The organism is Nonomuraea sp. NPDC052265, from assembly GCF_044547985.1.
Taxonomy (GTDB): Bacteria; Actinomycetota; Actinomycetes; order Streptosporangiales; family Streptosporangiaceae; genus Nonomuraea.
Window position 1 is genome coordinate 117,800 of the sequence record NZ_JBIUBJ010000006.1, and the last position, 25,776, is coordinate 143,575.

At 71.2% G+C, this 25,776-nt stretch carries 19 protein-coding genes; 16 read left to right on the forward strand and 3 right to left on the reverse strand.

Translation table 11 applies throughout. The annotated features are described in order from the left end of the window. Position 1: 1 nt before the first annotated feature. Positions 2-1,291, reverse strand: coding sequence for an ROK family transcriptional regulator (locus ACIHAD_RS20075; protein WP_397356003.1), 1,290 nt, complete (start codon positions 1,289-1,291; stop codon positions 2-4). 128 nt (positions 1,292-1,419) lie between these two features. Between ACIHAD_RS20075 and ACIHAD_RS20080 the strand changes: the two genes are divergently transcribed. Continuing rightward, positions 1,420-3,651 (forward strand): FAD-dependent oxidoreductase, encoded by a 2,232-nt coding sequence (locus ACIHAD_RS20080; RefSeq protein ID WP_397356004.1) that lies wholly within the window; start codon positions 1,420-1,422, stop codon positions 3,649-3,651. A 19-nt stretch (positions 3,652-3,670) separates the two neighbouring features. Next, positions 3,671-6,640, forward strand: coding sequence for an alpha-mannosidase (locus ACIHAD_RS20085; RefSeq protein ID WP_397356005.1), 2,970 nt, complete (start codon positions 3,671-3,673; stop codon positions 6,638-6,640). Here ACIHAD_RS20085 and ACIHAD_RS20090 read toward each other — a convergent pair. Beyond that, positions 6,621-7,655, reverse strand: a complete 1,035-nt coding sequence (locus tag ACIHAD_RS20090) for a LacI family DNA-binding transcriptional regulator (protein WP_397356006.1) — start codon at positions 7,653-7,655, stop codon at positions 6,621-6,623. The genes ACIHAD_RS20085 and ACIHAD_RS20090 overlap by 20 nt on opposite strands. Before the next feature lie 321 nt (positions 7,656-7,976). Here ACIHAD_RS20090 and ACIHAD_RS20095 point away from each other — a divergent pair, with 321 nt between their 5' ends. The 10 genes from ACIHAD_RS20095 to ACIHAD_RS20140 all read left to right on the forward strand — a co-directional run bounded on the left by ACIHAD_RS20095 (position 7,977) and on the right by ACIHAD_RS20140 (position 20,729). Beyond that, entirely contained in the window at positions 7,977-9,242 is a 1,266-nt protein-coding gene (locus ACIHAD_RS20095) for an extracellular solute-binding protein (RefSeq protein WP_397356007.1), read from the forward strand. Next, a complete protein-coding gene (locus ACIHAD_RS20100; protein ID WP_397356008.1) occupies positions 9,229-10,113 on the forward strand; it encodes a carbohydrate ABC transporter permease in 885 nt (294 codons plus the stop codon). The genes ACIHAD_RS20095 and ACIHAD_RS20100 overlap by 14 nt, the downstream gene beginning before the upstream one ends. Continuing rightward, positions 10,110-10,988, forward strand: coding sequence for a carbohydrate ABC transporter permease (locus tag ACIHAD_RS20105; RefSeq protein ID WP_397356009.1), 879 nt, complete (start codon positions 10,110-10,112; stop codon positions 10,986-10,988). The genes ACIHAD_RS20100 and ACIHAD_RS20105 overlap by 4 nt, the downstream gene beginning before the upstream one ends. Positions 10,989-10,992: 4 nt before the next feature. Then, positions 10,993-14,097 (forward strand): glycosyl hydrolase, encoded by a 3,105-nt coding sequence (locus ACIHAD_RS20110; protein ID WP_397356010.1) that lies wholly within the window; start codon positions 10,993-10,995, stop codon positions 14,095-14,097. Between the two features lie 242 nt (positions 14,098-14,339). Further along, positions 14,340-16,043, forward strand: coding sequence for an ABC transporter substrate-binding protein (locus ACIHAD_RS20115; protein ID WP_397356011.1), 1,704 nt, complete (start codon positions 14,340-14,342; stop codon positions 16,041-16,043). Further along, complete coding sequence (locus tag ACIHAD_RS20120; RefSeq protein ID WP_397356012.1) at positions 16,030-16,959, forward strand: ABC transporter permease; 930 nt, start codon at positions 16,030-16,032, stop codon at positions 16,957-16,959. Before ACIHAD_RS20115 ends, ACIHAD_RS20120 begins: the two co-directional genes overlap by 14 nt. Then, the gene (locus tag ACIHAD_RS20125; protein WP_397356013.1) at positions 16,956-17,942 is read left to right on the forward strand and encodes an ABC transporter permease; all 987 of its coding nucleotides are present in this window, start codon (positions 16,956-16,958) and stop codon (positions 17,940-17,942) included. The genes ACIHAD_RS20120 and ACIHAD_RS20125 overlap by 4 nt, the downstream gene beginning before the upstream one ends. After that, positions 17,935-18,969 carry an ABC transporter ATP-binding protein gene (locus tag ACIHAD_RS20130; protein ID WP_397356014.1) on the forward strand — a complete coding sequence of 345 codons (1,035 nt, stop codon included), beginning with the start codon at positions 17,935-17,937 and terminating at the stop codon, positions 18,967-18,969. The genes ACIHAD_RS20125 and ACIHAD_RS20130 overlap by 8 nt, the downstream gene beginning before the upstream one ends. Then, positions 18,966-19,754 (forward strand): ATP-binding cassette domain-containing protein, encoded by a 789-nt coding sequence (locus tag ACIHAD_RS20135; RefSeq protein ID WP_397356015.1) that lies wholly within the window; start codon positions 18,966-18,968, stop codon positions 19,752-19,754. The genes ACIHAD_RS20130 and ACIHAD_RS20135 overlap by 4 nt, the downstream gene beginning before the upstream one ends. Positions 19,755-19,880: 126 nt before the next feature. Continuing rightward, a complete protein-coding gene (locus ACIHAD_RS20140) occupies positions 19,881-20,729 on the forward strand; it encodes an alpha/beta fold hydrolase (RefSeq protein ID WP_397356016.1) in 849 nt (282 codons plus the stop codon). Here the strand turns inward: ACIHAD_RS20140 and ACIHAD_RS20145 are convergent. Further along, entirely contained in the window at positions 20,716-21,678 is a 963-nt protein-coding gene (locus ACIHAD_RS20145; protein ID WP_397356017.1) for a LysR family transcriptional regulator, read from the reverse strand. The two genes, ACIHAD_RS20140 and ACIHAD_RS20145, sit on opposite strands and share 14 nt — an antisense overlap. Positions 21,679-21,943: 265 nt before the next feature. Here ACIHAD_RS20145 and ACIHAD_RS20150 point away from each other — a divergent pair, with 265 nt between their 5' ends. The 4 genes from ACIHAD_RS20150 (at position 21,944) to ACIHAD_RS20165 (ending at position 25,764) form a co-directional block, all read left to right on the forward strand. Next, entirely contained in the window at positions 21,944-22,375 is a 432-nt protein-coding gene (locus tag ACIHAD_RS20150; protein ID WP_397356018.1) for an ester cyclase, read from the forward strand. A 319-nt stretch (positions 22,376-22,694) separates the two neighbouring features. Then, entirely contained in the window at positions 22,695-23,588 is an 894-nt protein-coding gene (locus ACIHAD_RS20155; RefSeq protein ID WP_397356019.1) for a Gfo/Idh/MocA family protein, read from the forward strand. 77 nt (positions 23,589-23,665) lie between these two features. Then, on the forward strand, positions 23,666-24,673 hold the full coding sequence (locus tag ACIHAD_RS20160; RefSeq protein ID WP_397356020.1) for an NAD-dependent epimerase/dehydratase family protein: 1,008 nt from the start codon (positions 23,666-23,668) through the stop codon (positions 24,671-24,673). A 35-nt stretch (positions 24,674-24,708) separates the two neighbouring features. After that, entirely contained in the window at positions 24,709-25,764 is a 1,056-nt protein-coding gene (locus ACIHAD_RS20165; RefSeq protein WP_397356021.1) for a dihydrodipicolinate synthase family protein, read from the forward strand. Positions 25,765-25,776 lie beyond the last annotated feature (12 nt).

Sequence of the window (25,776 nt, forward strand, 5' to 3'; positions counted from 1 at the left end):
GCTACGGGCGGGCCGAGAACCGTTCGTCGAGGATCAGGCAGGCGGCGCCGATCGCCGCCACGTCGGCGCCCAGCCCGGTCCCCACGACGCCGAGGCCGTGAATCTCGCGCATCACGAACCGCTCGGCCACCGACGACCTGAGCAGCGGCAGGTAGTGGTGGGCGGCCGGAGCCCAGGCGGGCCCGCCGCACACGACGAGCTCGGTGTCGAGCAGGTTGCCTATGGTGAGGATCGCGCGGGCCAGCCGCCGCGCGGACCGGTGCAGGATCTCCACCGCGCGCGGGTCGCCGTCGTCGGCCGCCCGGCACAGCGCGCCGAGCCGCCTGACCGCCTGGACGAGCTGCCCGTCCTGCGGCGTGGCGGGCAGGACGCCCGCCGCGACGGCCTCCTGGATGAGGAACAGCGGCGAGCAGGCGGTGCCCAGGCAGCCGCGCTGCCCGCACCAGCAGGGCGGCCCGTCGGCGTCGACGATGAGGTGCCCGATGTCGCCGGCGTTGCTGGAGCGGCCGCGCACGACGATGTCGCCGCTGACCAGCCCGACCCCGACGCCCGTGCCCAGGTAGAGGAAGGCGAAGTCGCTGTTGCCGGTCGCGCTGCCGGCCCAGCGTTCGGCCACCGCGGCGGCGGTGACGTCCTTGTCGAGGACGATGGGCAGCCCGGTCGCCCGGTGCAGCCGGTCGACGAGCTCGACGCGGTGCCAGCCGGGCAGGTGCGGCGGGTCGACCATGGCCCCGCCGGCGATGTCGAGGGGGCCGGGCGCCGCGATGCCGAGGCCGAGGACCCGGTCGCGCTCGACGCCGGACCCGGCGAGCAGGACGTCGAGGGCCGAGGCCATGCCGGTCATGATGACGTCGGCGTCCTGGGGGCTGGAGGTCTGCCTGCTGAAGTGGGCCACGAGATTGCCGCCGAGGTCGAGCAGCACGTAGGTGATCATGGCCGGGTCGATGTGCACACCCAGCGCGTAGCGGCTGGCCGGCACCAGCTCCAAGGTGCGGCGGGGCCGGCCGAACCCGGTCGTGGACGTGCCGGTCTCCGCGATGAGCCCCTGGTCGAGCAGGCGCTGGCAGACGTCCGACACGGTCTGCGCGGCCAGCCCCGTCTCGACGACCAGCTCCGCGCGCGAGCTCCCGGTCCGCGCGCGCCTGATCGCGTCGAGGACGACGGAGTCGTTGAAGTCGGCGACGTGCTCAAGGTTGGAGCCGCGCCGCAGCCCGGAGGATCGGGCAGGTGGCCCGCCCTCGCGCCTGACTGCTTTCCCGACCGTGGTGGACTCCCGCCTGGCTGCTGCCACTGGTCCCCGTTCCCCTCGTCCGTCGTCGCGCCCTGCGCCTACCTTAGCCAACCCGTCATTGACTTATTCAAGACGTCGGAAATATTGTAGATCCGCTTTGCTTGATTCGACCAAGAAAGTCGGCATTCATGATGCAGCTCGCACACGCCGCCGATGTCACCGTGGTCGGCGGCGGCCTGGCCGGTGTCACGGCCGCCGTGAGCGCCGCGCGCAACGGCGCGAAGGTGGCCCTGATCAACAACAGGGGAGTGCTGGGCGGCAACTCCAGCAGCGAGATCCGGGTGTGGGTGGTGGGCGCCACCGCGCACGGCGCGCAGAAGTTCGCCCGCGAGACCGGCCTGATGGGCGAGTTGTTCGCGGAGAACCAGTGGCGCAACCCGGAGGGCAACCCGATCCTGTGGGACCACGTCGTGCTCGACCTGGTGCGCGCCGAGCCGAACATCACCCTCTTCCTCAACACCGAGGTCCGCGAGGTCGACGCCGACGGCGAGGAGGAGGACCGGATGATCCGCTCGGTCACCGGCTGGCAGTCCGGCTCGGAGAAACTGATCCGGTTCGAGTCGCCGATCTTCCTCGACTGCACCGGAGACGGCCTGGTCGGCCTGCTCTCGGGCGCCAGGTTCGCCACCGGCAGGGAGGACCGGAGCGTGTACGGCGAGCCGTGGGCCCCCGAGGTCGCCGACGACGACATGCTCGGCAGCACGATCCTCTTCTACACCAAGGACGCGGGCCGGCCGGTCCGTTTCGTCCCGCCCGCCATCACCAAGGACATCGAGGCGTTCGACCTGCCGCTGCGCCGCCACATCGACCCCGGCATGAACGGTTGCGACTACTGGTGGATCGAGTGGGGCGGCGAACTCGACGCGGTCGCCGACAACGAGCGCATCCGCGACGAGCTGTGGGGCATCGTCTTCGGCATCTGGGACCACATCAAGAACTCCGGCCGCTTCGAGGCGGACACCTTGACGCTGGAGTGGGTGGGCAGCCTGCCGGGCAAGCGCGAGTACCGCCGCTTCCTCGGCGACCACGTCCTGACCCAGCAGGACATCACCGGCCAGACCCGCTTCCCCGACGCGGTCGGCTTCGGCGGCTGGTCCATCGACCTGCACCCGCCCGGCGGCATCTACGCCGCCGACAGCCCCTCCAAGCATCTGTTCGGCCCCGGCCTCTACGACATCCCGTTCCGCTGCCTGTACTCCGCCAACGTGCGCAACCTGCTGCTGGCCGGCCGCGACATCTCCGCCAGCCACGTCGCCTTCGGCAGCACCCGCGTGATGGCCACCTGCGCCGTCGTGGGCGAGGCAGCGGGCGCGGGCGCCGCGCTCGCCGTCCGCAGGGGCCTGACGCCGCGCGAGATCGCGGCCTCGCACGTGGCCGAGCTGCAGTCGATGCTCCTGCGGCAGGACGCCTCCCTGCTGGGGGTGCCCTGGCAGGACCCGTCCGACCTGGCGCTCAAGGCCGCCGTGACGGCCTCGTCCACGCTCACCCGGCTGGCGGGCGGAGCGGGCGGCGAGCCGGAGCCGCTCCCGATCGGCGAGGCCGACTTCGGGCTGCTGCTGCCCGCCGATCCGCGGATCGACGTCGTGCGGATCGGCGTCGACGCCGCCCGCGCCACCACCGCGACGGTCGAGCTGTGGAGCACGGGCAACGGGCTGAACCACATCCCCGTCGAACCGCTCGCCCGGCGCCAGGTCCGGATCGAGGCCGGGTGCGGCCGGCTGGAGGCCCGCTTCGACGACGTGCCCGTCGACGGGGGCGAGGTGGTCGTGGTCGTCCGGCGCAACGCGGACCTCGCCGTCCTGGTCGGCCCGGACCGCCCGCCGTACGGCGTGCTGGGGCTGCTCAGCAGGGAACCGGCGCTCGACGCCGGGACGCCGCAGAGCAACGCGTGGTCGGCTGCCGAGCTGCGCAGGCGCACACCGCGGTTCGAGGTCGAGCCCGCGACCGCGGCCTACCGGCCCGACCGGGTCGCCGGCGGCCCGGCCAGGCCGTACGACGGGCCCAACCTGTGGGTCTCGGAGGGCGGCGGCGAGCAGCACGTCGAGCTGCGCTGGAGCGAGCAGCGGACGATCGGCCGGGTGGAGCTGATCTTCAATGACGACGTCGACGAGGACCTGGTCAACCTGCACCACCACCGCACGCCCTACCTCGTCATGCCGGAGCTGGTGAAGGACTACCGGATCGAGGTGGAACGGGCGGGCGGCTGGGAGGCGGCCGTGTCCGTCACCGGCAACCGGATGCGGCGCCGGGTCCACGTGTTCGACCCCGCCGCGCGGACGGGCGCGCTGCGGATCGTGGTCACGGCGACCAACGGCGACGAGCGAGCCATGATCGTCGCCGTGCGCGTCTTCGAAACCTGACTTCTGGAGAGAGTGCATCGTGCATGACAACCGTTTGATCGTCGAGGGACGTCTGGAGCGTTTCGTCCAGCAGTTCCTGCCCGGCGCCCTCTACCGGGAACGGCGGCCCCTCGCCGTCGAGGCGTGGGACGTGCCGGGCGAGCCGGTGCCCGCCCCGGTGGCGTTCGCGGCCGGCTACCGGCCGGTCACGCTGCCGCACCGGTGGGGCGACCCCTGGGGAACCACCTGGTTCCACGTCACCGGCCAAGTGCCGGAGGAGATCCCGCCGGGCACCCGACTGGAGATCGTCGTCGACCTGGGCTTCTCCGGGCCGCGCCCGGGGTTCCAGGCCGAGGGGCTCGGCTACCTGCCCGACGGCACGCTCATCAAGGCCGTGGCGCCGCGCAGCTCCCACCTGCCGTGGGATCCGGCCGAGCCGTACATCGACCTGTACGTGGAGGCGGCGGCGAACCCGGAACTCGCCGGCGAGAACACCTACGAGCCGACGACGCTGGGCGACCGCGCGACGGCGGGCGGCGGGCCGCTGTACACGGCCAGGGCGTTCGACGTGGCGCTGCTGGATGTCGGCGTTTGGGAGCTGGCGCAGGACATCTGGACGCTGGACGGGCTGATGCGCGAGCTGAGTCCCGAGTCGGCGCGCCGGTGGGAGATCCTGCGCGCGCTGGAGCGGATGCTCGACGCCGTCGACCCCGCCGCCGTCCCGGCCACCGCGGCGGCGGGACGCGCGGCGCTGGCCGGGGTGCTGGCCAGCCCGGCGGCGGCCACCAGCCACCGGATCGTCGCCGTCGGGCACGCGCACATCGACTCGGCCTGGCTGTGGCCGGTGCGCGAGACGATCCGCAAGTGCGCGCGCACGTTCGCCAGCGCGCTGACGCTCATGGACGAGCACCCCGAGTACCGCTTCGCCTGCTCCTCGGCCCAGCAACTGGCCTGGGTGAAGCAGCACTACCCGCCGCTGTTCGAGCGCATCAGGAAGAAGGTGGCCACCGGGCAGTTCATCCCGGTCGGCGGCATGTGGGTCGAACCCGACATCAACATGCCCGGCGGCGAGTCGCTGGCCCGCCAGTTCCTGTACGGCAAGCGGTTCTTCCTCCAGGAGTTCGGCGTGGACACCCTGGAGGCCTGGGTGCCGGACACCTTCGGCTACTCGGCCGCGCTGCCGCAGATCATCGCCGCCTCCGGCAGCCGCTGGTTCCTCACCCAGAAGATCTCCTGGAACCAGGTCAACCAGATCCCGCACAGCACCTTCCTGTGGGAGGGCATCGACGGCACCCGGATCTTCACCCACTTCCCGCCCGCCGACACCTACATCTCCGAGCTGTCCGGCGCCGAACTCGCCCACGCCGCGCGCAGCTACAAGGAGAAGGGCGCGGCGGCGACCTCGCTCGTGCCGTTCGGCTGGGGCGACGGCGGCGGCGGCCCGACCCGCGAGATGCTCGCCGCCGCCAAGCGGCTCACCTCTCTGGAGGGCTCGCCGGCGGTGACGATCGACTCGCCGCAGGCCTTCTTCGAGCAGGCCGAGGCCGAGTACGAGAGCCCGCCGGTGTGGTCGGGCGAGCTCTATCTCGAACTGCACCGCGGGGCCCTGACCAGCCAGCATCTGACCAAGCAGGGCAACCGCCACAACGAGCACCTGCTACGCGAGGCCGAGCTGTGGGCCGCGACCGCCGCCGTCCGCGAGGGGGCCGCCTACCCCTACGACGAGCTCACCGACATCTGGCACACCGTGCTGCTGCAGCAGTTCCACGACGTGCTGCCCGGCACCTCGATCGCCTGGGTGCACGACGAGGTCGAGCAGAACAACGCCGACCTGCGGGAGAGGCTGTGCCGCGTCATCGACGAGAGCGTGCGGGTCCTCGCCGGGGACGGCGACCTGGAGCTGACCACGCACGGGCTCGGCATCCAGGAGCGCGTCACGCACACGGCGGGCGTCTCCCTCACCGAGGAGGACGCCGGGTTCGTGCTCGACAACGGGCTCGTCCGGGCCGTGATCGACCGCCGGGGCCACCTGGTGTCGCTGCGCGACACAGAGAGCGGCCGCGAGGCGATCGCGCCGGGAGCGGCGGGCCACCGGCTGGTGCTGCACCGCGACATCCCCAACGCGTGGGACGCCTGGGACATCGACGAGCACTACCGCCGTGTCGCCCGCGACATCGACGAGGTCGAGAAGCTGGAGACAGGGGACGGGGAAGTCGTCGTCACCCGCCGCTTCGGCGACTCGACGATCAGGCAGACGCTGCGGCTGCGTCCCGGATCGGCCGCGCTCGACCTGGTCGGCGAGGTCGACTGGCACGAGCGTCACGCCCTGCTCAAGCTCGTCTTCCCGCTGGACGTGCACGCCGACAGGTTCGCCGCCGAGACCCAGTTCGGCCACGTGTACCGGCCCACGCACACCAACACCTCCTGGGACGCCGCCCGCTTCGAGGTGTGCGCGCACCGCTGGATCCACGTCGGCGAGCCCGGGTACGGCGTGGCCATCGCCAACGAGTCGACGTACGGGCACGACGTGGTGCGGCACACCCGGCAGGACGGCGGCACGACCACGACGGTCGGCCTGTCCATGCTGCGCGGGCCGATGTTCCCCGATCCCGGAGCCGACCTGGGCGCGCACACGATCGCCTACGCGATCAGGCCGAACGCGGGCATCCGCGAGGCCGTCGCCGAGGGGTATCGCGTGAACGTGCCGGCGCGTGCCGTGCGCGGGGCGCGGGAGGTCGAGCCGCTGGTGCGGGTCTCGCACCCGGCCGTGATGGTGGAGGCGGTCAAGCTCGCCGAGGACCGCAGCGGCGACGTGATCGTGCGCCTGTACGAGTCGGAGGGAACCAGGGCGCCTGTACGCGTCGAAGGCGTCGGGGACGCGCGCTTCGTGGATCTGATCGAACGCGACGTCGAGCCGCCCGCGGGGGCGGAGTTCGAGCCGGGAGCCGTGTCGCTGACGCTGCGCCCGTTCCAGCTCGTCACCCTGCGCTTCACAGCAGCTGGTCGATGAACTCCAGGAGGGTGGCCAGGTCGGTGGAGGTCTGACCGCCCGCGGTCGTGCGGCCGACGACGAGCTTCGGCGTGAAGTCGGCCGCCGTGCCCGGCGCGATCAGGTGTCGCGCCGCCGCGTCGCCGAGCGCGGGCAGGTTGGGGTCGATGGTCGTCAGGAACCCCGACCTGCGCTGCGGCGGGTCCATGGAGAAGTGGTCGTGGCCGACCAGCGCCACGTCCTCGGGGATCCGCAGGCCGTGGGCGCGCAGGCCGATGTAGGCGCCGTAGGCGATGAAGTCGTTGGCGCAGAAGATCGCGTCGACCTCGGTGCCCGCCTCGATCAGCTGGTTGACGGCCTGGAGACCCCACGCCTTGGACCAGTCGCCGTAGATCGGCTCCACCGCATGCCCGGCGGCGGCGAGTGTCTCCACGAACCCGCGCGTGCGCAGCTCGGCGCCCCTCTCGCTGCCCTCCGCGATGTGCGCGATCTTCGTCCTGCCGAGCGACAGCAGGTGCTCGGCGGCCAGCCGCCCCGCGCCGCGGTCGTCGGGCAGGAACGAGACGTCGGCCGGGTCGTCGGACTCGCAGAAGGCGTAGGCGACCGGGCAGGACAACCGCCCGGAGACGGACGGGTAAGGCCCCGACGGCCCGGAGCCGATGACCAGCACGGCATCGACGCGGCGGGCTTCCAGGTCGCGGACGAACCGGGAGCGCCGCTGGTCGCTCTCGGCGGCGTCGCACACGAGCGTGGCCAGCCCGGCCGCGGCCAGCCTGCGTTCCGCGCCGCGCAGCACCATGCTGCTGAAGATCTCCGAGGCGTCCTCGATGATGATCCCGACCAGTTCGCTCCGCCCTCTGGCGAAGGACTTGGCCAGCGCGTTGGGCCGGAAGTCGAGGCGTTCCACGGCGTCGTGGATGCGCCTGCGGGTCTCCTCGGAGGCGCGTCCGGTGTTGTTGAGCACCTTCGACACCAGTGACACCGAGACGCCGGCGGCCGCGGCGACATCCGCGAGGGTAGCGGCCTTGCGCGCCATGAGTTCCTTCCGTCCCGGTGACAACACGTTAAATCCACGTTTCTCCGGACACTTGACAAAGTAGCAGGATCGGCAAGACCATGGCGATGGTCAACCGGTTGACCATCGCCAATAAATCCGCCGGCGCGCCACCGCTGCCCGCGTGAGCCCCCCGCGGTCACGACACCGCCCGAGCTTGATCGCCACCATGCCCGCAAAGAGGGATTCGTCATGCTTTATCACAAAAACTGGCGACTCGCCGGTATCGCGATGACCGGAATCATAGCTCTCACCGCGTGTTCGTCCGGACGACCCGATGCCGGGGCGGTCCCGAACGCCAAGGTGACGATCCACGTCGGCAACATGCCCACCAAGGACAACCCCGACAACCTTGCTCTGTTCAACAAGCAGGTCGCGGCCTTCCAGAAGCTCCACCCGGACATCACCGTGGTGGGCGAAGAGACCAAGTTCGACCCGCAGACGTTCGCGGCCCTCGTCGCCGGCGGCTCGATGCCCACCACGATGCAGGTGCCGTACACCAACATCCAGCAGCTCGCGCTCAACGGCCAGGTACGCGACATCACCGACCTGGTCAAGGGCGACGCGGTGCTCTCCAAGCTCAACCCGGCCGTCGCCAAGCAGACGCAGAACGCCGAAGGCCGCACCTTCGGCATCGTCTCCGCCGCGTACACGATGGCCCTCATCTACAACAGGGCGCTCTACAAGAAGGCGGGCCTCGACCCCGACGCCCCGCCGAAGACCTGGGAGCAGGTGCGCCAGAACGCCAAGGCGATCAGCACGGCGGACGACGCCGCCGGATTCACGATCGCGACCACCACCAACTCCGGCGGCTGGATCCTCACCACGATGGCCTACGCCAACGGCGGTGCCGTCCAGCGGCGCGAGGGCGACACCGTCACGTCCACGATCGACGCCGGCGGCGTGAAGGACGCCCTGACGTTCCTGCACGACGTGAGATGGACCGACCAGGCCGCGGGCAAGAACTTCCTGCTCAGCCAGGACGACATGCGCAACGCCATCGCCGCCGGCCGGATCGGGCAGACCGTCCTCGGCGCCGACCTCTACCGCGACCTCGTCGGCAACCGCGACATGCCCGGCGACGACCTGGGCATCGCACCGCTCCCGCAGTCGGCCACCGGCATCGGCACCCTGGGCGGCGGCGACATCGCCGTCGTCAGCCCCAAGGCCGGCCCGAGCGAGGCGGCAGCCGCGCTGGAATGGGTGAAGTTCCGCTACCTGAGCCGCTTCCTCGACAAGCAGGCCGCGGTCGAGTGGGCCGAGACCTCCAAGGCGGGCGGCCTGCCCGTGGGCGCCCCCGAGGTGCCGCTGTTCTCGCCGGAGATCTACGACCGCTACCTGACCTGGGTCTCCGGCTACGTCAACGTCAAGCGGGACAAATACCGGGCCTACTTCGACAGCCTCGGCCGGCTGCCGATCCTCGGCGAGCCGCCCGTGGCCGCGCAGGAGACCTACGCGCTCCTCGACGCCGTCACCCAGCAGGTCCTCACCAAACAGGACGCCGACATCCCGGCGGCGCTCACCCGCGCCCGGACGGACGCGCAGGCGCTGATCGATGCCGCTCAGTAACTGGGCACGGCGCGGCGGCCTCGGGAAACTCCTGTTCACCGCGCCGATGCTCATCCTGTTCGGACTGTTCTCGTGGTGGCCGATCCTGCGGAGCCTGGTCCTCAGCTTCCAGCGCACCAACCTGGTCACCGACCCCACCTGGGTCGGGCTGCGCAACTTCAGCAGGGTGCTCGCCGACCCGCTGCTCGCCACCGCGGCCTGGAACACCGTGTGGTTCACCGCGCTGGCCCTGGTCGTCGGCTTCCCCGTGCCGGTGCTGCTCGCCGTGTTCATCGGGGAGCTGCGCCGTACGAGGACGATCGCCAGCGTGCTCGTCTACATCCCGATCATCATCCCGCCGGTCGTGGCGGTGCTGCTGTGGAAGCAGTTGTACGACCCGGGCGAGCACGGCCTGCTCAACACCGCGGCGGGCTGGGCCGGGCTGGGCCCCTTCCCCTGGTTGCAGAGCGCCGAGACGGCGATGCCCAGCATCGTCGTGCAGGCGACCTGGGCGGGCTTCGGCACCACGACGATCATCTACGTCGCCGCGCTGATGTCAGTGCCGCCCGAGCTCTACGAGGCGGCCGAGCTCGACGGCGCCGGCGTGCTGCGACGGGTGTGGCACATCACGCTGCCGCAGTTGCGCCCGGTCATCCTGCTCATGCTGATCCTCCAGGTGATCGGCACCTTCCAGGTGTTCACCGAGCCCTACGTCATGACCGGCGGCGGGCCGGACAACAGCACGATCACACTGCTCATGCTGATCTTCAGGTACGCCTTCGTCGTCGGCGACTTCGGCAAGGCGACGGCGCTGAGCCTGATGCTCGCCGTCTTCCTCACCGCACTGTCCGCGGTGTACCTGCGCGCGACGAGGGGGTGGAAACGCTCATGAACGAACGTGGCATCCTGTCCACCGGCGAACGCCGCAGGCCGGCGACCCGCGTGGTGTTCACGGGGCTGATCGTCGCCGTGCTCGCCTGCCTCGCGCTCGTCGCGGCCGGGCCGATCCTCTGGCTGGCCAAGTCGGCGGTCTCGACCTCGCAGGACATCCTGCGCGACCCGTTCGGCTGGTGGCCGAGCGGGATCCGGTGGGCCAACCTCGCCGAGGCGTGGGACGGCATGGACATCGGCCGGGCCCTGGCCAACACGGTCTACATCGCGGCGGGCAACTGGTTCTTCGGCCTGCTGGTCGCGCTGACCGGCGGCTACTCGCTGGCGATCCTGCGCCCGCGGTACGCCGGGGTGGTCTCGGCCGCGGTGATGGCCACCCTGTTCATCCCGGGGGTCGTCTCCCTCGTGTCGCTGTACCTGACCGTGATCGACGTGCCGGGCATCGGGGCCAACCTGATCAACAGCTACTGGGCCGTGTGGCTGCCCGCCGCCGCGCACGCCTTCAACGTGCTGCTGGTGAAGAACTTCTTCGCCGAGCTGCCGAAGGAGGTCTTCGAGGCGGCCAAGGTCGACGGCGCCAACTCCTTCGAGGTGTTCCGGCGCATCGTGCTGCCGATGTCGCGGCCGATCATCGCCGTCGTCTCGCTGCTCACGCTGGTGTCGGCCTGGAAGGAGTTCCTGTGGCCGCTCCTCGTGCTGCCCTCGCCCGATCTGCAGCCTCTGTCCGTCGTCCTCTACAAGATCTCGGCCACCGCCGAGACCAGCACGCTCATCGCCGCCATGTTCATCGCGGTGATCCTCCCGCTGGTCTTCTTCCTGCTGTTCCAGAAGCAGTTCCTACGCAGCGCCGGCCGGGCCGGCGCGGTCAAGGGGTGACCCGATGAAGCCACTGTTAGCACTCCTGCTCGTCGCCGGGACGTTCGCCGCCCCCAAACTCCCGTACTCCAACACCTTCGACCCGTGGAGCATCAGCAGAAGCGGCTCGGCCGAGGTCGCCTTCACCGCCACCGCCCAGGGCCACACCGGGTCCGCGGCGCGCATCGTCAACCAGACGCCGAGCAGCCCGAACACCTACGGGCAGCTCGCCCAGACGGTGCCGGTCAAGCCGGGCACGCTCTACCGGTTCACCGCCTGGATCGCCTCGGAGGGGCTGTCGAAGGCGGCCGCGCTGCAGGCGGTGCTGAGCCCCGACGGCACCCAGCGCTTCAACTTCCCGATGGGCGCCTACGACTGGCGCCAGGTCTCGTGGACCTACACCACCCTCGCCACCCAGACCAGCTTCTCCCTCCGCATCGTCTCGCAGGACGTCACCCCCGGCGTACGGCTGGACGACCTGACCATGACCGAGGACGGCACCGGCCAGAACCTGCTGGCCAATCCCGGATTCGAGGAGCACTCCACCTACTTCGGGATCATGAACGACTCCCTGCTCTTCGACCCCGGCAAGGCCGCGCTGGACCTGTTCACCGACGCCCCGGACCCCGCCCCCGCCGCCTGGGCCGTACGGGACGCGCGGGGGACGCAGGTCGCCGGCGGCACGGCCACCTTCACCGGCGGGAGCAGCGTGGTGAACCTCGCCTCGCTGCCCAACGGCTTCTACACCTTCACCTCGGGCACGCTGAGCGCGGGCTTCGGCATCGTGCCGCCGATGCCCGCCGCCGCGGCCGGCTCGCCGTTCGGGGTCGGGCTGCACGGGTACGAGCAGGAGCTCATCGACGGCATCGCGCGCATCGGCTACACCCACTCGCGCAACGACGTGGCCTGGTCTGCGGTCGAGAAGCAGGCGGGCGTCTACGCCTTCGACCGCTACGACGCCGGATTCGCCGCGCTGCACGCCGCCGGGATCGAGCCGCTGCCGATCTCGGCCTACCGCAACCCGCTCTACGACGGCAACCGGACGCCCAGCTCGCCCGAGGGCCTGGCCGCTTACGGACGTTTCACGGCCGCCGTCAACCAGCACTTCGCGACCTACACCCGGGCGACCGAGGTCTACAACGAGTTCAACATCAACTTCAACGACGGCCTGTGCGGCCGCACGCCCGCCTGCTACGCGCAGCTCCTCCAGGCCGCCGCCGCCGCGAAGCCGCAAGGAGCCCGGCTGGTGGGCCCGGCGATCTCCGGCGCCTCGGCCGACTACGTGCGCCAGGTGCTCGAACAGGGCGGCGCGCAGGCGCTGGACGCGGTGTCCGTCCACCCCTACCGTCACCCCACGCCGCCGGAAGGCATGGACGCGCAGATGGCGTCGCTGAGCCGGACCGTCGACGACGCCGCGGGCCGCTCGCTCCCGCTGTGGCTCACCGAGTACGGCTGGCCGACCCACACCGCGGGCGGCACGACCGACGCCATGCAGGCCGACTACCTGGTGCGCTCGGCGGTGCTCTCCCTGGCCGGCGGAGCCGACCGCCTCTACTGGTACGACGCCCGCGACGACGGCACCGATCCGAACAACCAGGAGCACAACTTCGGCGTCTTCGAGGTCCGGCGCGCGACCGCCCGCTACGCCGCCGAGCCCAAGCCCGCGGCGGTCGCCCAGGCGGTGATGGCGGCCGAGCTCGCCGGGCGCGTGATCACCGAGCGGGACACGCTGGACGCGACGACGTACTCCTTCCCGTTCAAGGACGCCGCGGGCGACCTCGACCGCGTCATGTGGGCGTCCGACGGTCCCAGGACCGTGACGCTGCGCACCGGCGAGCCGCTCACCCTCACCGACCAGTACGGCGTGCCCACCACCCTGACCCCGCACGCCGGAGCCGTCCAGGTGACCCTGACCGAGCACCCGGTCTACGTCCGCGGCCAGGTCGACTCCCTCGCCCTCGATCCCGCGCCCGCCATCACGCTGAAGACGTCGCCGACCGTCGCCGACGGCGAGGGCATCGAGGTGCGCGCGGTCGTCGACCGCACCGGCCGCAACTGCCGCGCCGTCCCCGCCAAGGTGACGATCACCCTGGACGGGCGGCGCCGCGACGTGAAGGTGAGGGGCTGCGGCACCGGCGAGGCCGTCTTCGACCTCCCCACGCCCGCGGGCGGCAAGGCGAGCTGGGCCGCGGCCGGGGAGGAGAAGGTGGCGCGGCTGGCGACACCGACGATCAGGATCACCACCCCCGTCGTCGCCGCCGTGGAGGTGGACCTCGTCCGCGACGGCGGCTACCGGGCGCAGGCGTCCGTCTCCCTGACCAACACCTCCCGCAGGACCCCGGTGACCCTCGACGGCCTCACCTGGACCCTCGGCAAGGAGTCGGGCACGATCGCCGACACCACCACGCTGCAGCCCGGCGAGCAGGTCTCGCACGCCGTCCCGCTCCCGTCGTTGCGCGTGTGGGAGCAGGGCTACCTCGACCTGTCCATCGGGCTGCGGGGCCGTGACGCCCTGAAACTGCGGCAGTCCGTCGGCGCGGGACCCATCGAGCCGGACGCCGCCACCACGGCGGCGCCGATCGACCTGGCGGCCGACGCGACCTGGGTCCGCTACACCGCCGACTGGGGCGGGGCCGCCGACCTCGGCGGTCCCGTCCGGATCACCCAGACCGCGACGGGGCTGCGCTTCCAGGCCGCGGTCCAGGACGACGTGTTCACCCAGAAGAACCCGGCGGGCAATCTGTACAACGGCGACTCCATCCAGCTCTCCCTCTCGCCCGCGCCGCCCGGCGCGTCCACGGAACGGACCGAGATCGGCCTGGCTTTGACGCCCGACGGACCGGCCGCCTACACCTTCGCCGCCTTCGGCATCGCGATCACCGGCCCGACCCCGGCCGAACGGCTCTCGGTGACCCGGACGGGCACCACCACGACCTACGACGTCGTCCTGCCCTGGCAGAGCCTGGGACTCAACGGCCCTCCGGCCGGGGTGTTCGCGCTGTCCCTGCTGGTCAACGACGACGACGGCCCCGGCAGGAAGGGCTATCTGGAGTGGTCGTCCGGCATCGGCCACAGCAAGGACACCGGCCGGCACTTCCCCGTACGACTCACCAGCGGGCTGAAGGGATGACACCGGGCCTGCCTCGATCACCCTGACGAGCGACCAGCCGCTCCACCGCGGGTTCCGGCCATGGGGCCGCCGGGCTATCATGGACGCCGCGCGCGCGGATATCCGCGATCTTGAAGTTTTTCTGCAAGGTTCCCTGCAGATCTTCTCGATGGACGCGCTCTTCCGCCCGCCAACAGACTCCCTTCCTGAGATCCAAGCAGCGGACCCGATCGATCGGGACCGCCTCACAGGAAGCGCGATCTATGGCGAATCGATCCCGGAGAATGCTGCCCGCGGGGCTCGCGCTCGTCCTGGCCCTGGTGACGGTGGGCTGCAACGCGAACTCGCAGCCCACCGAGCCGACCAGGGACAAGAAGGCGACGGCGCTCGACTCCGTGCCCCAGGGAGGGACCCTGCACTACCTCTCGCGGCGCGCGACCGAGTCCTTCGAGACCGCCAACGCGCAGATGGTCCCGACCAGCCGGCTGCGGTGGGTGCACCGCGGGCTGACGTCGTGGCGGACGCTCCCGGACAAGGACACGGTGCTCGTGCCGGACCTGGCCACCGACACCGGCAAGACGGACGACGGCGGCAAGACGTGGACCTTCACGCTGAAGGAGGGCCTGAAGTTCTCCGACGGCACCCCCATCACCGCGCAGGACGTGAAGTACGGCATCGAGCGGTCGTTCGCGCCGATGTTCCAGGGCGGCCTCGGCTACCACAAGACGCTGCTGGTCGGCGGCACCGACTACGACGGCCCGTACGACGGCAAGGAGCTCGACTCCATTGAGGTCGCCGGCGACCACAAGCTCGTCTTCCACCTGAGGCGTCCGTTCGGCAACTGGCCGTGGATCGTCAGCATGCCGGCCTTCGCGCCGGTGCCGGCCGCGGCCGACACCAAGCCGGAGACGTACGGCGAGCACCCGGTCGCCAGCGGCCCGTACCAGGTGACGAGCTTCCGCAAGGGCTCGCAGGCGGTGCTGGACCGCAATCCGAACTGGAAGGCCGACAGCGACCAGGCCCGGTTCGCCGGCCCGGACAAGATCGTCCTCGACATGGGCCTGAACAACGACACGATCGTGCAGCGCCTCATCGACGACAAGGGCGAGGACCGGACCGCGATCAGCAACGCGCTCATCTCGCCGTCGCAGTTCCAGCGGATCGAGTCCGACCCGTCGATCTCCGGGCGCATGGCCAACAGCCCGTCGGGCTACTTCCGCTACCTCGCCATGAACGTCAAGCGCCCGGGGCTCTCCGACGTCCGCGTGCGGCAGGCGATCAACTACGCGATCAACAAGGCCGAGGTGCAGAGCGTGTACGGCGGCCCGAAGTTCGGCGGCCAGATCACCTCGACCATCATGACGCCCGGCATCCCCGGCTACACCGAGTACAACCTGTACGACGGCGGTGACACCGGCAACGTCGACAAGGCCAAGCAGCTGCTCGCCGAGGCCGGGGTCTCCGACCTGAAGCTCACGCTCACCTACCCGACCGACGTGAGTGCGATCGAGGAGAAGGAAGCCCAGAGCATCAAGAACTCGCTGGCGCGGGCCGGCGTCAAGGTGGAGCTCAAGGGCCTCGACGGCAACACCTGGTACGAGCTCATCTCCGCCGCCGACGGCGACTACGACATGACGACGAACGGCTGGGGAGCGGACTTCCCGAGCGGCATGAGCACCATCCAGCCGCTGTTCGCGTCGAGCGAGATCGACAACGGCGGCGGCAACGCCTCGAAGTTCTCCAGCCCGAAGGTGGACGCCGCGATCGACGCCGCGATCGCGGAGCCGGACCTCGACAAGGCCGCCACGATGTGGGCCGCGATCGACAGGCAGATCATGCAGGACGCCCCGGTCGTGCCGATCCTCGTGCAGCGCACGCAGGCCCTGGCGGGTTCGAAGATCTCGAACTACTTCATCCCCGCCTACCCGCCGTTCGCGAACGAGTTGGTCGTCGGTGTCGATCGCTGAGACGCGGCAGGCACAGGGCCGGCGTACGTCGGTCCTGGGCCGCCTCCTGCGGAAGCGGTCCGGCGTCGCCGGCCTGGTCATGCTGGTCGTGCCGCTTGTCGCGGGGCTCTGCGCCCCGCTGCTCGTGCGGATCGAGGGGCAGGATCCGAACACCTTGCACACCGACCTGCTCGCCCCCGACGGCGGCCGTCCGCTGGGGGTCCTCGGTGGCGTCAGCGCCGACCACTGGCTCGGCGTCGTCCCGGTGACGGGCGTCGACCTGTTCGCCCAGATCGTCTACGGCATTCGCTCGTCGCTGTTCATCGCGTTCGGGGCGAGCATCCTGGCGATCGCCTTCGCCGCCGTCCTCGGTACGGCGATGGGGTACTTCGGCGGCTGGCTCAACGCCGTCGCGGGGCGGGTGATCGACTTCATGTTCGGCTTCCCGGGCCTGATGTTCGTCATCGCGATCACCGCGATCGTGCCGCCGGAGCTGCCGCGGGGCCTGGTCCTCGTGCTGGTGCTGGCCTTCTTCGGCTGGACCGTCCCGGCCCGGATCATCGGCGCCCAGGCCGGCGCCGTCAACGCCCGCGCCTTCGTCGAGGCGGCGCGCGCGACCGGGGCCCCGCCCTGGCAGATCATCCGCCGCGAGATGTTGCCGCACCTCTTCGGGCTGGTCGTCGTCCTGTTCGCGATGTCGCTGCCCGGCAACGTCAGCGTCATCGCGGGCCTGTCGTTCCTCGGCGTCGGCCTGCGCGGCGATGTCCCCGACCTCGGCAAGCTGCTCTCGGACTCGCTGCCGTGGATCTACAGCGGCGCGGACGTCTGGTACATGCTCTTCCCGGGCGCCGTGGTGTTCCTGATCGTATTCGGCGCCACGCTCGCCGGTGACGCGCTGCGCGACGTCCTCGACGTGCGCACGGAGGATGCCGCATGATCGTCTACATCGCCCGCCGCATATTCACCGCGGTGTTCATGCTCCTCGCGATAGCCTTCGTGACGATCGCCCTGTTCTTCGGGGCCTCCAAGGACCCGGCCCGCGCCATGTGCGGCAAGCCGTGCCCGCCCGAGACCCGGGCCAAGGTCAGCGCCTACATGCAGACCGATCACAGCCCGGTGTGGCAGTACACCGAGTTCGTGAAGGGCCTCTTCACCGGCCGTACCTACGGCGAGGGCGCCCAGCAGGTGCACTGCGACGCCCCCTGCTTCGGCTACTCCTTCCCCAACCGCAGCGACGTCACGACGCTCATCGCCGAGCGGCTGCCCGTCACGTTGTCGCTCGCGCTCGGCGCGGCCGTCCTGTGCCTCGTCGTGGGCATCGGCCTCGGCGCGTTGTCGGCGATACGCAAGGGCGGGGTCGTCGACCGGTTCTCGACCGGCTTCGCGATGTTCGGGCTGTCGGTGCCGACCTTCCTCGTCGGCCTGCTCGTCGTCCAGGTCTTCGGCTTCATGCTCAACGCGCTGCCGTACTCCGGGTTCGTGTCGTTCTCGGAGTCTCCGGCGGGCTGGGCCTGGCACCTGGTCGGCCCGTGGATGGTGTTGTCGTTCATCCTGGCCGCCGGCTACATCCGGGTCACCCGCAACCAGCTGCTCAACGAGCTCTCGGCCGACCATCTCGTCGCGATGACCGCGCGCGGCGCGTCGGTCCGGCAGGTGAACCGGCACGCCGTCCGGGGCGTGATGGTGCCGGTCGTGGCGATGTTCGCGCTCGACGTCACCGCGCTCCTGGGCGGGTCGGTGATCGCGGAGAAGGTGTTCAGCCTGCACGGGCTCGGCGACCTGCTGCTGTCCGGTGTGAACGAGTCCGACCTGAGCATCGTCGTCGGGGTGACGCTCTTCTCCGCCTTCCTCATCATCGTCGGCAACCTGATCGCCGACCTGCTGATGCCACTTCTCGACCCGAGGATCCGCCGTGCCTGACCCCGTTCTCCAGATCGAGGACCTGTGCGTCTCGTTCACCGGCGGCGGCGTCACCGTCGATGTCGTCCGGGATCTCTCCGTGCGGCTGGAGGGCGGCCGCACGCTCGCCGTGGTCGGCGAGTCGGGGTCGGGCAAGACGATCACCGGCCGGGCCGTCATGCGGCTGCTGCCGCGCGGGGCGAGTGCCAAGGGCCGGATCGTCGTCGCCGGCCGGGAGATGCTCTCCGCCGACGAGCGCGAGCTGCGCCGGGCCCGTGGCTCCGACGTGGCCATGGTGTTCCAGGACTCGATGTCCGCGCTCAGCCCGTACCTCGACATCGGCGCGCACATCGCCCAGGCGGTCCGCCTGCACGACCCGTCGGTCACCCGCCGCGCCGCTCGGGCACGTGCCGTCGAGATGCTGGACCGGGTCGGCATCCCCGAGCCCGCGCAGGCCGTACGCCGCTTCCCGCACGAGTTCTCCGGCGGCATGCGGCAACGGGCGGTGATCGCGACGGCCCTGGTGAACCGCCCGGCGCTGCTCATCGCCGACGAGCCGACCACCGCGCTCGACGTGACGGTGCAGGCGCAGATCCTGGCCCTGCTCCGCGAGCTCCAACAGGAGTACGGCATGGCGATGCTGCTGATCAGCCACGACTTCGGGGTGGTGGCGAGGGCGGCGGACGACGTCCTCGTGCTGTACGCCGGCCGCCAGGCCGAGTACGGCAGCCTCCGCGACATCTTCGACCGGCCCGCCCACCCGTACACCGCCGGTCTCCGCGCGGCCACGCCGCGGCTGGACGCCCGGCTCGACACCGGAGGGCGGCGGACCCGGCTCCGTGCCATCCCCGGCGCGCCCACGTCGTTGCGTGCCGCCGGACCCGGTTGCGCCTTCGCGCCGCGCTGCGGCTTCGCGGACCAGGTCGGCGAACGCTGCGTCGCCGAGGCGCCCCTGCCCACCGTCCGCCCGACCAGCGAGGCCGGCGGCCTGCACCTTGCGGCCTGCCACCTCGACCGTCTCCCCGCACAGCAGGAGGTCGCCCGGTGAGCGCGCCGATCCTGGAGATGACCGACGTCAGCAAGCGCTTCCGCACCGCCGGTGGCTTCGGCCGCCGGCGCGGGAGCTTCCTCGCCGTGGACGGCGTCTCGCTCCACATCGAACGGGGCGAGGCGCTCGGCCTGGTCGGCGAGTCCGGCTCGGGCAAGTCCACACTGGCGCGGATGGTCAACGGCCTGGTGGCGCCGACGTCCGGGACCGTCCGTACGGACGGGCAGGACGTCGCCCGCCTCGGCCGGCGGGGACTACGGCGGCTGCGGCGCAACGTCGCCATGGTCTTCCAGGACCCGCTGGCCTCGCTGAACCCGCTGCAGACCGTGCGGCAGACGCTGGAGAACGTCTTCCGCGCGCACGGCGAGACGACGTCGACCGCCGAGCTGGTCGCGCTGCTGGAGTCGGTCGGCCTCGGCGCCGAATACCTGGGGCGCTACCCGCACGAGGCGTCCGGCGGGCAGCTCCAGCGCGTCGCCGTGGCACGCGCGCTCGCCCTGGGACCGGACCTGATCATCGCGGACGAGCCGACCTCGGCGCTCGACGTGTCGGTCCGCGCCCAGATCCTCAACCTGCTGGCCGACCTGCAACGCGACCAGGGGATCTCGTTCCTGCACGTCAGCCACGACCTGGCGGTGATCCGGCTCTACAGCGACCGCGTCGCCGTCATGCAGCGCGGCCGCATCGTCGAGACGGGCCCGTCCGACGAGTTCTTCCGCTCCCCGCGGCACCCCTACACGCGCGCGCTGGTCGAGGCGACGCCGGAGGCGGAGCTGCCGACCTGACCTGACCTGAGGGAGCGTTGCGCGACGCCGAAGAGGCGTGCCACGATCATGACCATGATCCATTGAACGACAACCCCGTCGTGACCCGGCCGGGGGCCGGCACGACAGAGCACCGAATGAGGACACGTGGGAACCGACCTGTTCGTCCGGAAGTACGGGCGGGACGCAGCAGATGCGCCCGCCATCCTCATCCTCCACGGCGCCGTGGAGTCCGGCGCCTGCTACGGTGACGCCGTCGACCGCTGGGGCGGCGACTACCACATCGTGGCGCCGGACGCCCGAGGCCACGGCAAGTCGCCCGGCCGCCTGCCCGAGCACGAGGGCGTCCCGTCCACCGACGTGATGGTGCAGGACGCGATCGACATCCTCAACGACATGCTCGACGAGACCGGGCGCAGGACGCTCGTCGTCGGGCACTCCATGGGCGCGCGGATCGCCGCCTTCGTCGCCGCCGACGCCCCTCACCTCGTGGCCGGCGTCGTGCTGGAGGACCCGCCGTGGTGGGTGCCGGAGGCCGGTCCCAACCCGTGGCTCAGCGTCGAGCAGACCACCAAGGACCCCTTCGACTACGCCGACACGGCGTCGGTCGAGGAGCTCATGGACATGCAGCGCGAGCTCAAGCCCCACTGGGCGGAGCAGGAGCTGCGCCCGCTCGCCGAGGCGATGAAGGCCGTCGACATCGACTACATGCAGCAGCGGGTCCACGAGAAGCGCCGGATCTGGACGCCGACCGCGCGGCAGATCACGGTCGGCCCGGCCGGCGTCCCGGCGCTGCTCGTCACCGGCACCGGCGACGTCATCGTCGACAAGCACTCCCGTGAGCGGCTCACGGCCGTCGCGCCCGGCTTCGACGTCGTCGTGATCGAGGGCGCCCACCACTGTGTGCGCCGTGACAAGCCGGAGGAGTACCACCGGCACGTCGACGCCTTCCTCCGCGAGAACGCGCCGCCGGCCGCAACCGTCACTCGACGCTGAAGGTGTCGGATCGCGCGAGCGGGCCGTAGATCTCCGAGTCCGGCTCGGCGACGGCGGCCCGCATCGCCTCCAGCCCCGCGCGTACGACGGGGTGACTCTGGTTGTCGCGGCGCGTCGTCATGATCACCTTGCGTAGCGGCGCGATGCCGCGCGTCGGCAGGATCGTCACCCAGTCGGCGTCGCGGGCGTAGAGCGCGGACTCCGGCACCAGGCAGATCCCCGCCTCCGCGGCGACCAGCGCCAGCGCGGCGCGGTAGTCGTCGGAGACGTGGCTGATCGGCGGGTGGAAGCCGAGCTCGGCGCACGCCTGCAGCACCATCGTGCGGCACGGGTTGCCGGGCGAGGGCATGATCCAGCCGTCCTCGGTGAGCTGGGTGAGCGCGACGCCCTCCTCACCGGCCAGCGGATGCGCGTGGGGGAGGACGGCCTTGAACCGCTCGATGTAGAGCGGGAACTTCACGATGTCGGGAGAATCGCGCTCGGGGTCGGAGTCGTACTCCAGGCTGATGGTCATGTCGATGTCGCCGCGCATCAGCATCCGGTGGCTCATGTGCACCTCCGCGTCGACGACCGTGACGTCGACACCCGGCGCCTTGTGGCGCAGCTCGACGATGGCGGGCGCCACAAGCCAGCTGATCGCCGTGGGGAACGCGCCGATCCGGAGCTGCCCGAGGACACCGCCCGCGTGCGCGGCCAGGTCAGCCTCGGCGATCTTCAGCAGGGAGCTGATCTCCTCGGCGTGCCCGGCGAGGATGCGCCCCGCCGGCGTGAGCGCCAGCTTGCGCCCCGTGCGTACGACGAGCGCGTGGCCGACCTCGCGTTCGAGCGCCGCGAGCTGCTGCGACACGGCGGACGGCGTCAGGTGCAGCGCCGCCGCGGTCGCGGTGACCGAGTCGGACAGCACGAAGGCGCGAAGGACGAGGAGACGTCGGGGGTCGATCGTGGGCACGTGCGCTCCGTGGCGAGTCGGCCGGGCGTCCGTCGCGGCGCATCCGCGAGGTGAGACCGGGAACTCCAGATGCTAGCGGGCGCCCCCGGACACGGCCGCTCCGGCATGGGTGTGCCGGCCGAGCGGTGGGCCGCCGCCGGGGCAGCTCGCCGGCGGAGAACACCGAGTCGTTGACCGGACCACGCGGCGACACTCCGGACGACGGGCCGACCGTTTGTCGCGCGGCCCGTCGGGTATCGAGCGAACGGGGAGGAGAGTAGGCGCCATGACCGTTGCCCGCGAGGTGCGCGACAGATACACGGCCGCGTTCAACGCCCACGACATGAAGGCGCTGCTTCGCACAGTCAGTCCGGACGGAGTGGCGATCAGTCCCGAAGGCGTTTCCCAGGGGCGCGAAGAGCTGGCTTCCTATCTGAAGGAGTTCTGGGAGGCATTCCCCGACGTCCAGGCCGTGGTCGTGGAGTCGTTCGAGGTCGAGGACTCGACTGTTGACGAATTTCTTTTCGTCGGCACGCACAAGGGGCCGTACGCCATGCCCGATGGCCAGGTGATTCCCGCGACGGGTCGCCCCATCCGGCTGCGGTGCTGTTATGTCTGCACGATAGAGAACGGATTCATCGCCAGTCTGCGGCTGTATTTCGATCAACTGGAGCTGCTCAGCCAGCTTTCATGTTCGACGACTTTTCGCCACGAGTAGCGGAGAAGTCGGCGCAGCCGACCGGCAGGCACGCCATGGGCCTGACCTTCTTCGGCCATCATGCCGCCGTCCGCCGAGGCGGCAGCGCTCGCCATCGCCCGCAAGGCCCACACGGGCGTCGCTGAGGGCATCACGGGTTGACGCCTCCGCCATGACGCCGCCCTTCGAGGGGCGGATGGTGTGAGGACCATGTCACGAGGCAGAGAATGACCGAACAGACTGACCATGTCATCCATGACCTGACGGGCGGCAGCCCACGTCGCGGCGATGCCGACGCGACAATCAGACCATGGAACTGCGCCCATTTGGAGGGAAAGCTGTGCGTATCGCGCTCGCCGGGCTCGCCACCAGCCATCCGTACACCGACGCCCGCACTCTCGCCCGCCACGCCGAGCTGGTCGTGTGGGAGCCGGACCCCGCCCGGTTGCGGCGTTTCACCGACGAGCACCCTCAGGCGAAGGTGGCGGACGGCCTTGACGAGCTGCTGGCGGGGGAGCCGGACGGGGTCGTGCTGACGGTGCCCAACCCGCGGGTGCCCGAAGCGTTGGGGCGCGTCCTGGAGACCGGCGTGCCGTGTTTCGTGAACAAGCCCGCCGCCGCGACCCGGGAGCAGCTCGACGCCCTGCGCCGGTTGCCGGTGCACGAGCGGGTGCTGTCGGCTTCGGTGCTGCGTTTCGCGCCCGCCTTCGCCGGGTTCCGCGCCGAGCCGCTGGACGTGCTGTCGGTACGCGCGACCGTCCGGCATGACGTGGGCATGTGGGCCGATGGCTACAACGCCTGGCAGGACACGCCCGGCGAGGGCGGCGGGACGATGGTGACCATGGGGATCCACGGCGTGGAGCTGCTGGTCGCCCTGCTGGGCCCGGACGTGCGCCTGGTCGGGGCGGCCGGGGCCAGGCGGCACTACCGGACGCTGCGCTCGGAGGACACCGGCATGCTGGCACTCCAGTGGGCGAACGGGACCGTAGGGACGGTCGAGATCCTGGGTGTGTCCGAGGGCGAGGCGTACACCGTGACGCTGCACGGGCGGCAGCGCAGCGAGTCGGTCGTGATCGAGGCCGGCCCCGACCCGGTCCAGGGTCTCGGGTACGCCGGGACGATCGAGGCGTTCCTCGGCATGGTGCGCGGCGGGCCGAGCCCGGTGCCGTGGGAGCAGACCATGGCGATCCTGGAGATCCTGGTCTCGGCCCGGGAGCGGGCGGCCACCGGCTGAGAGCGGCGGCGCCCGTTGACAGCCGAACTCCATGCCAGTTACGGTCTGGACCGTAAATACGGAACAGAGGAGAACGGGTGCGGACGACAGCGGAACTGGAAGAGCGGCTGGCCCGGCCCAGCGCCGGGCTGGTCGAGGATCTGGCCAGCCTCGACGGCGACATCATGATCCTGGGCGCCGGCGGCAAGCTGGGCCCCAGCCTGGTACGGCTCGCGCTGAACGCGACGCGCGGCGACCGGCGGGTCATCGCCGTGTCCCGCTTCTCCGAACCCGGCCTCGCCAAGGCGCTGTCCGCCGAGGGCGCCACGGTGGTGGCCGCCGACGTCGCCGACGAGCGGGCGCTGCGCGACCTGCCCGACGCCCGCAACGTCGTCTTCCTGGTCGGGGCCAAGTTCGGCACCCAGGGCCGGGAACACGCCACCTGGTTCACCAACGCCTACCTGCCGGGCCGGGTCGCCGACAGGTTCCGCGACAGCAGGATCGCCGCCCTGTCCACCGGCAACGTCTACCCGCTGGTCCCCGTCACGAGCGGTGGCAGCACCGAGGACTCCGCGGTCGGCCCGGTCGGCGACTACGCGATGAGCTGCCTGGGCAGGGAGCGGGTGCTGACGCACTTCTCCGAGACCTACGGCACCCCGCTCGCCCTGATCAGGCTCAACTACGCGGTCGAGCTCAGGTACGGCGTGCTCGTCGATCTGGCGCAGAAGGTGCTGGCGGGCGAGCCGGTCGACCTGACCACCGGCCAGGCCAACGTCGTCTGGCAGGGATACGCCAACGAGGTCACCCTGCGCGCACTGGCGCTGGCCGCCGCGCCGCCGTACGTGCTGAACGTCACCGGCCCCGAGCTGGTCTCGGTGCGGCAGGCGGCGCTGGCGCTGGGCGAGCTGCTCGGCAAGGAGCCGGTGTTCACCGGCGAGGAGGCCCCGACGGCGCTGCTGTCCAACGCCGGGCGATGCCACCGGCTGTTCGGCTACCCCGAGCTGACGCCCGCCGAGCTCATCGAGCACACGGCCCGCTGGGTCGCCGATGGCGGCCCGCTGCTCGGCAAGCCCACCAAGTTCGAGCGCCGCGACGGACGGTTCTGACCGGCGTGCCCGACCTACACCGAAGGGGATCTCACGTGCTCAGCACGGTTCCGGAGACGCAGGCCTCCATGCGCGACCTGTTCAGGCGCGGGCTGGTGATCCCGGCCCACCCGCTGGCCCTCACCGAGGACAGAAAACTGGACGAGCGCCGCCAGCGGGCGCTGACCCGCTACTACGTGGAGGCGGGCGCGGGCGGGCTGGCGGTGGGGGTGCACACCACGCAGTTCGCCCTCCACGGCACCGGGCTGCTGGCGCCGGTGCTGGAGCTGGCCGCGCGCACCGCCGGGGAGTCCGGCAGGGACGTGTTGATGGTGGCCGGGGCGACCGGGCCGACGGCGCAGGCGGTGGCCGAGGCGGAGCTGGCGCGCTCGCTGGGCTACCACATGGTGCTGCTCAGCCCGTACCGGGAGCTGGATGAGGAGGCGCTGGTCGAGCGGGCCAGGGCCGTGGGCGAGGTGCTGCCGGTGATCGGCTTCTACCTGCAGCCGGCGGTCGGCGGGAAGCCGCTGTCACGGGACTTCTGGACGAGACTGGCCTCGATCGACTCCGTGGTCGGCATCAAGGTCGCGCCGTTCGACCGGTACCGCACGCTGGACGTCCTGCACGGCGTCGTCCGCGCCGGGCGGGCCGACGAGGTCGCGCTCTACACCGGCAACGACGACCACATCCTGGCCGACCTCATCACCGCCCACCGGGTCGTGGTGGACGGACGCGAGGTCGAGGTCGAGTTCGTCGGCGGCCTGCTCGGCCAGTGGGCGGTGTGGGTGCGCCGGGCGGTGGAACTGCTGGAGGAGGCCACCCGCGCCCGGTCGGGCGACGACGGCGCGGTGCGCCGGCTGCTCTCCCTGGACGGCCATCTGACCGACGCCAACGCCGCCATCTTCGACTCGGCCAACGGCTTCCACGGCTGCATCCCCGGCATCCACGAGGTGCTGCGCCGGCAGGGGCTGCTGGCGGGGCGCTGGTGCCTGGACCCGGCCGAGGACCTGTCGCCCGGCCAGCTCGCCGAGATCGACCGGATCTGGGCCGCCTACCCCTGGCTGCGGGACGACGACTTCGTGGCCGACGGCCTCGACCGGTGGCTGTCCTGAGGCGGCCGGCCG

What these genes read in the sequence shown, in the direction of transcription:
- ACIHAD_RS20080 (WP_397356004.1), top strand. Translation starts at nt 1,420, where the DNA reads ATGATGCAGCTCGCACACGCCGCCGATGTCACCGTGGTCGGCGGCGGC.
- ACIHAD_RS20090 (WP_397356006.1), bottom strand. Translation starts at nt 7,655, where the DNA reads ATGGCGCGCAAGGCCGCTACCCTCGCGGATGTCGCCGCGGCCGCCGGC.
- ACIHAD_RS20100 (WP_397356008.1), top strand. Translation starts at nt 9,229, where the DNA reads ATGCCGCTCAGTAACTGGGCACGGCGCGGCGGCCTCGGGAAACTCCTG.
- ACIHAD_RS20105 (WP_397356009.1), top strand. Translation starts at nt 10,110, where the DNA reads ATGAACGAACGTGGCATCCTGTCCACCGGCGAACGCCGCAGGCCGGCG.
- ACIHAD_RS20110 (WP_397356010.1), top strand. Translation starts at nt 10,993, where the DNA reads ATGAAGCCACTGTTAGCACTCCTGCTCGTCGCCGGGACGTTCGCCGCC.
- ACIHAD_RS20115 (WP_397356011.1), top strand. Translation starts at nt 14,340, where the DNA reads ATGGCGAATCGATCCCGGAGAATGCTGCCCGCGGGGCTCGCGCTCGTC.
- ACIHAD_RS20125 (WP_397356013.1), top strand. Translation starts at nt 16,956, where the DNA reads ATGATCGTCTACATCGCCCGCCGCATATTCACCGCGGTGTTCATGCTC.
- ACIHAD_RS20150 (WP_397356018.1), top strand. Translation starts at nt 21,944, where the DNA reads ATGACCGTTGCCCGCGAGGTGCGCGACAGATACACGGCCGCGTTCAAC.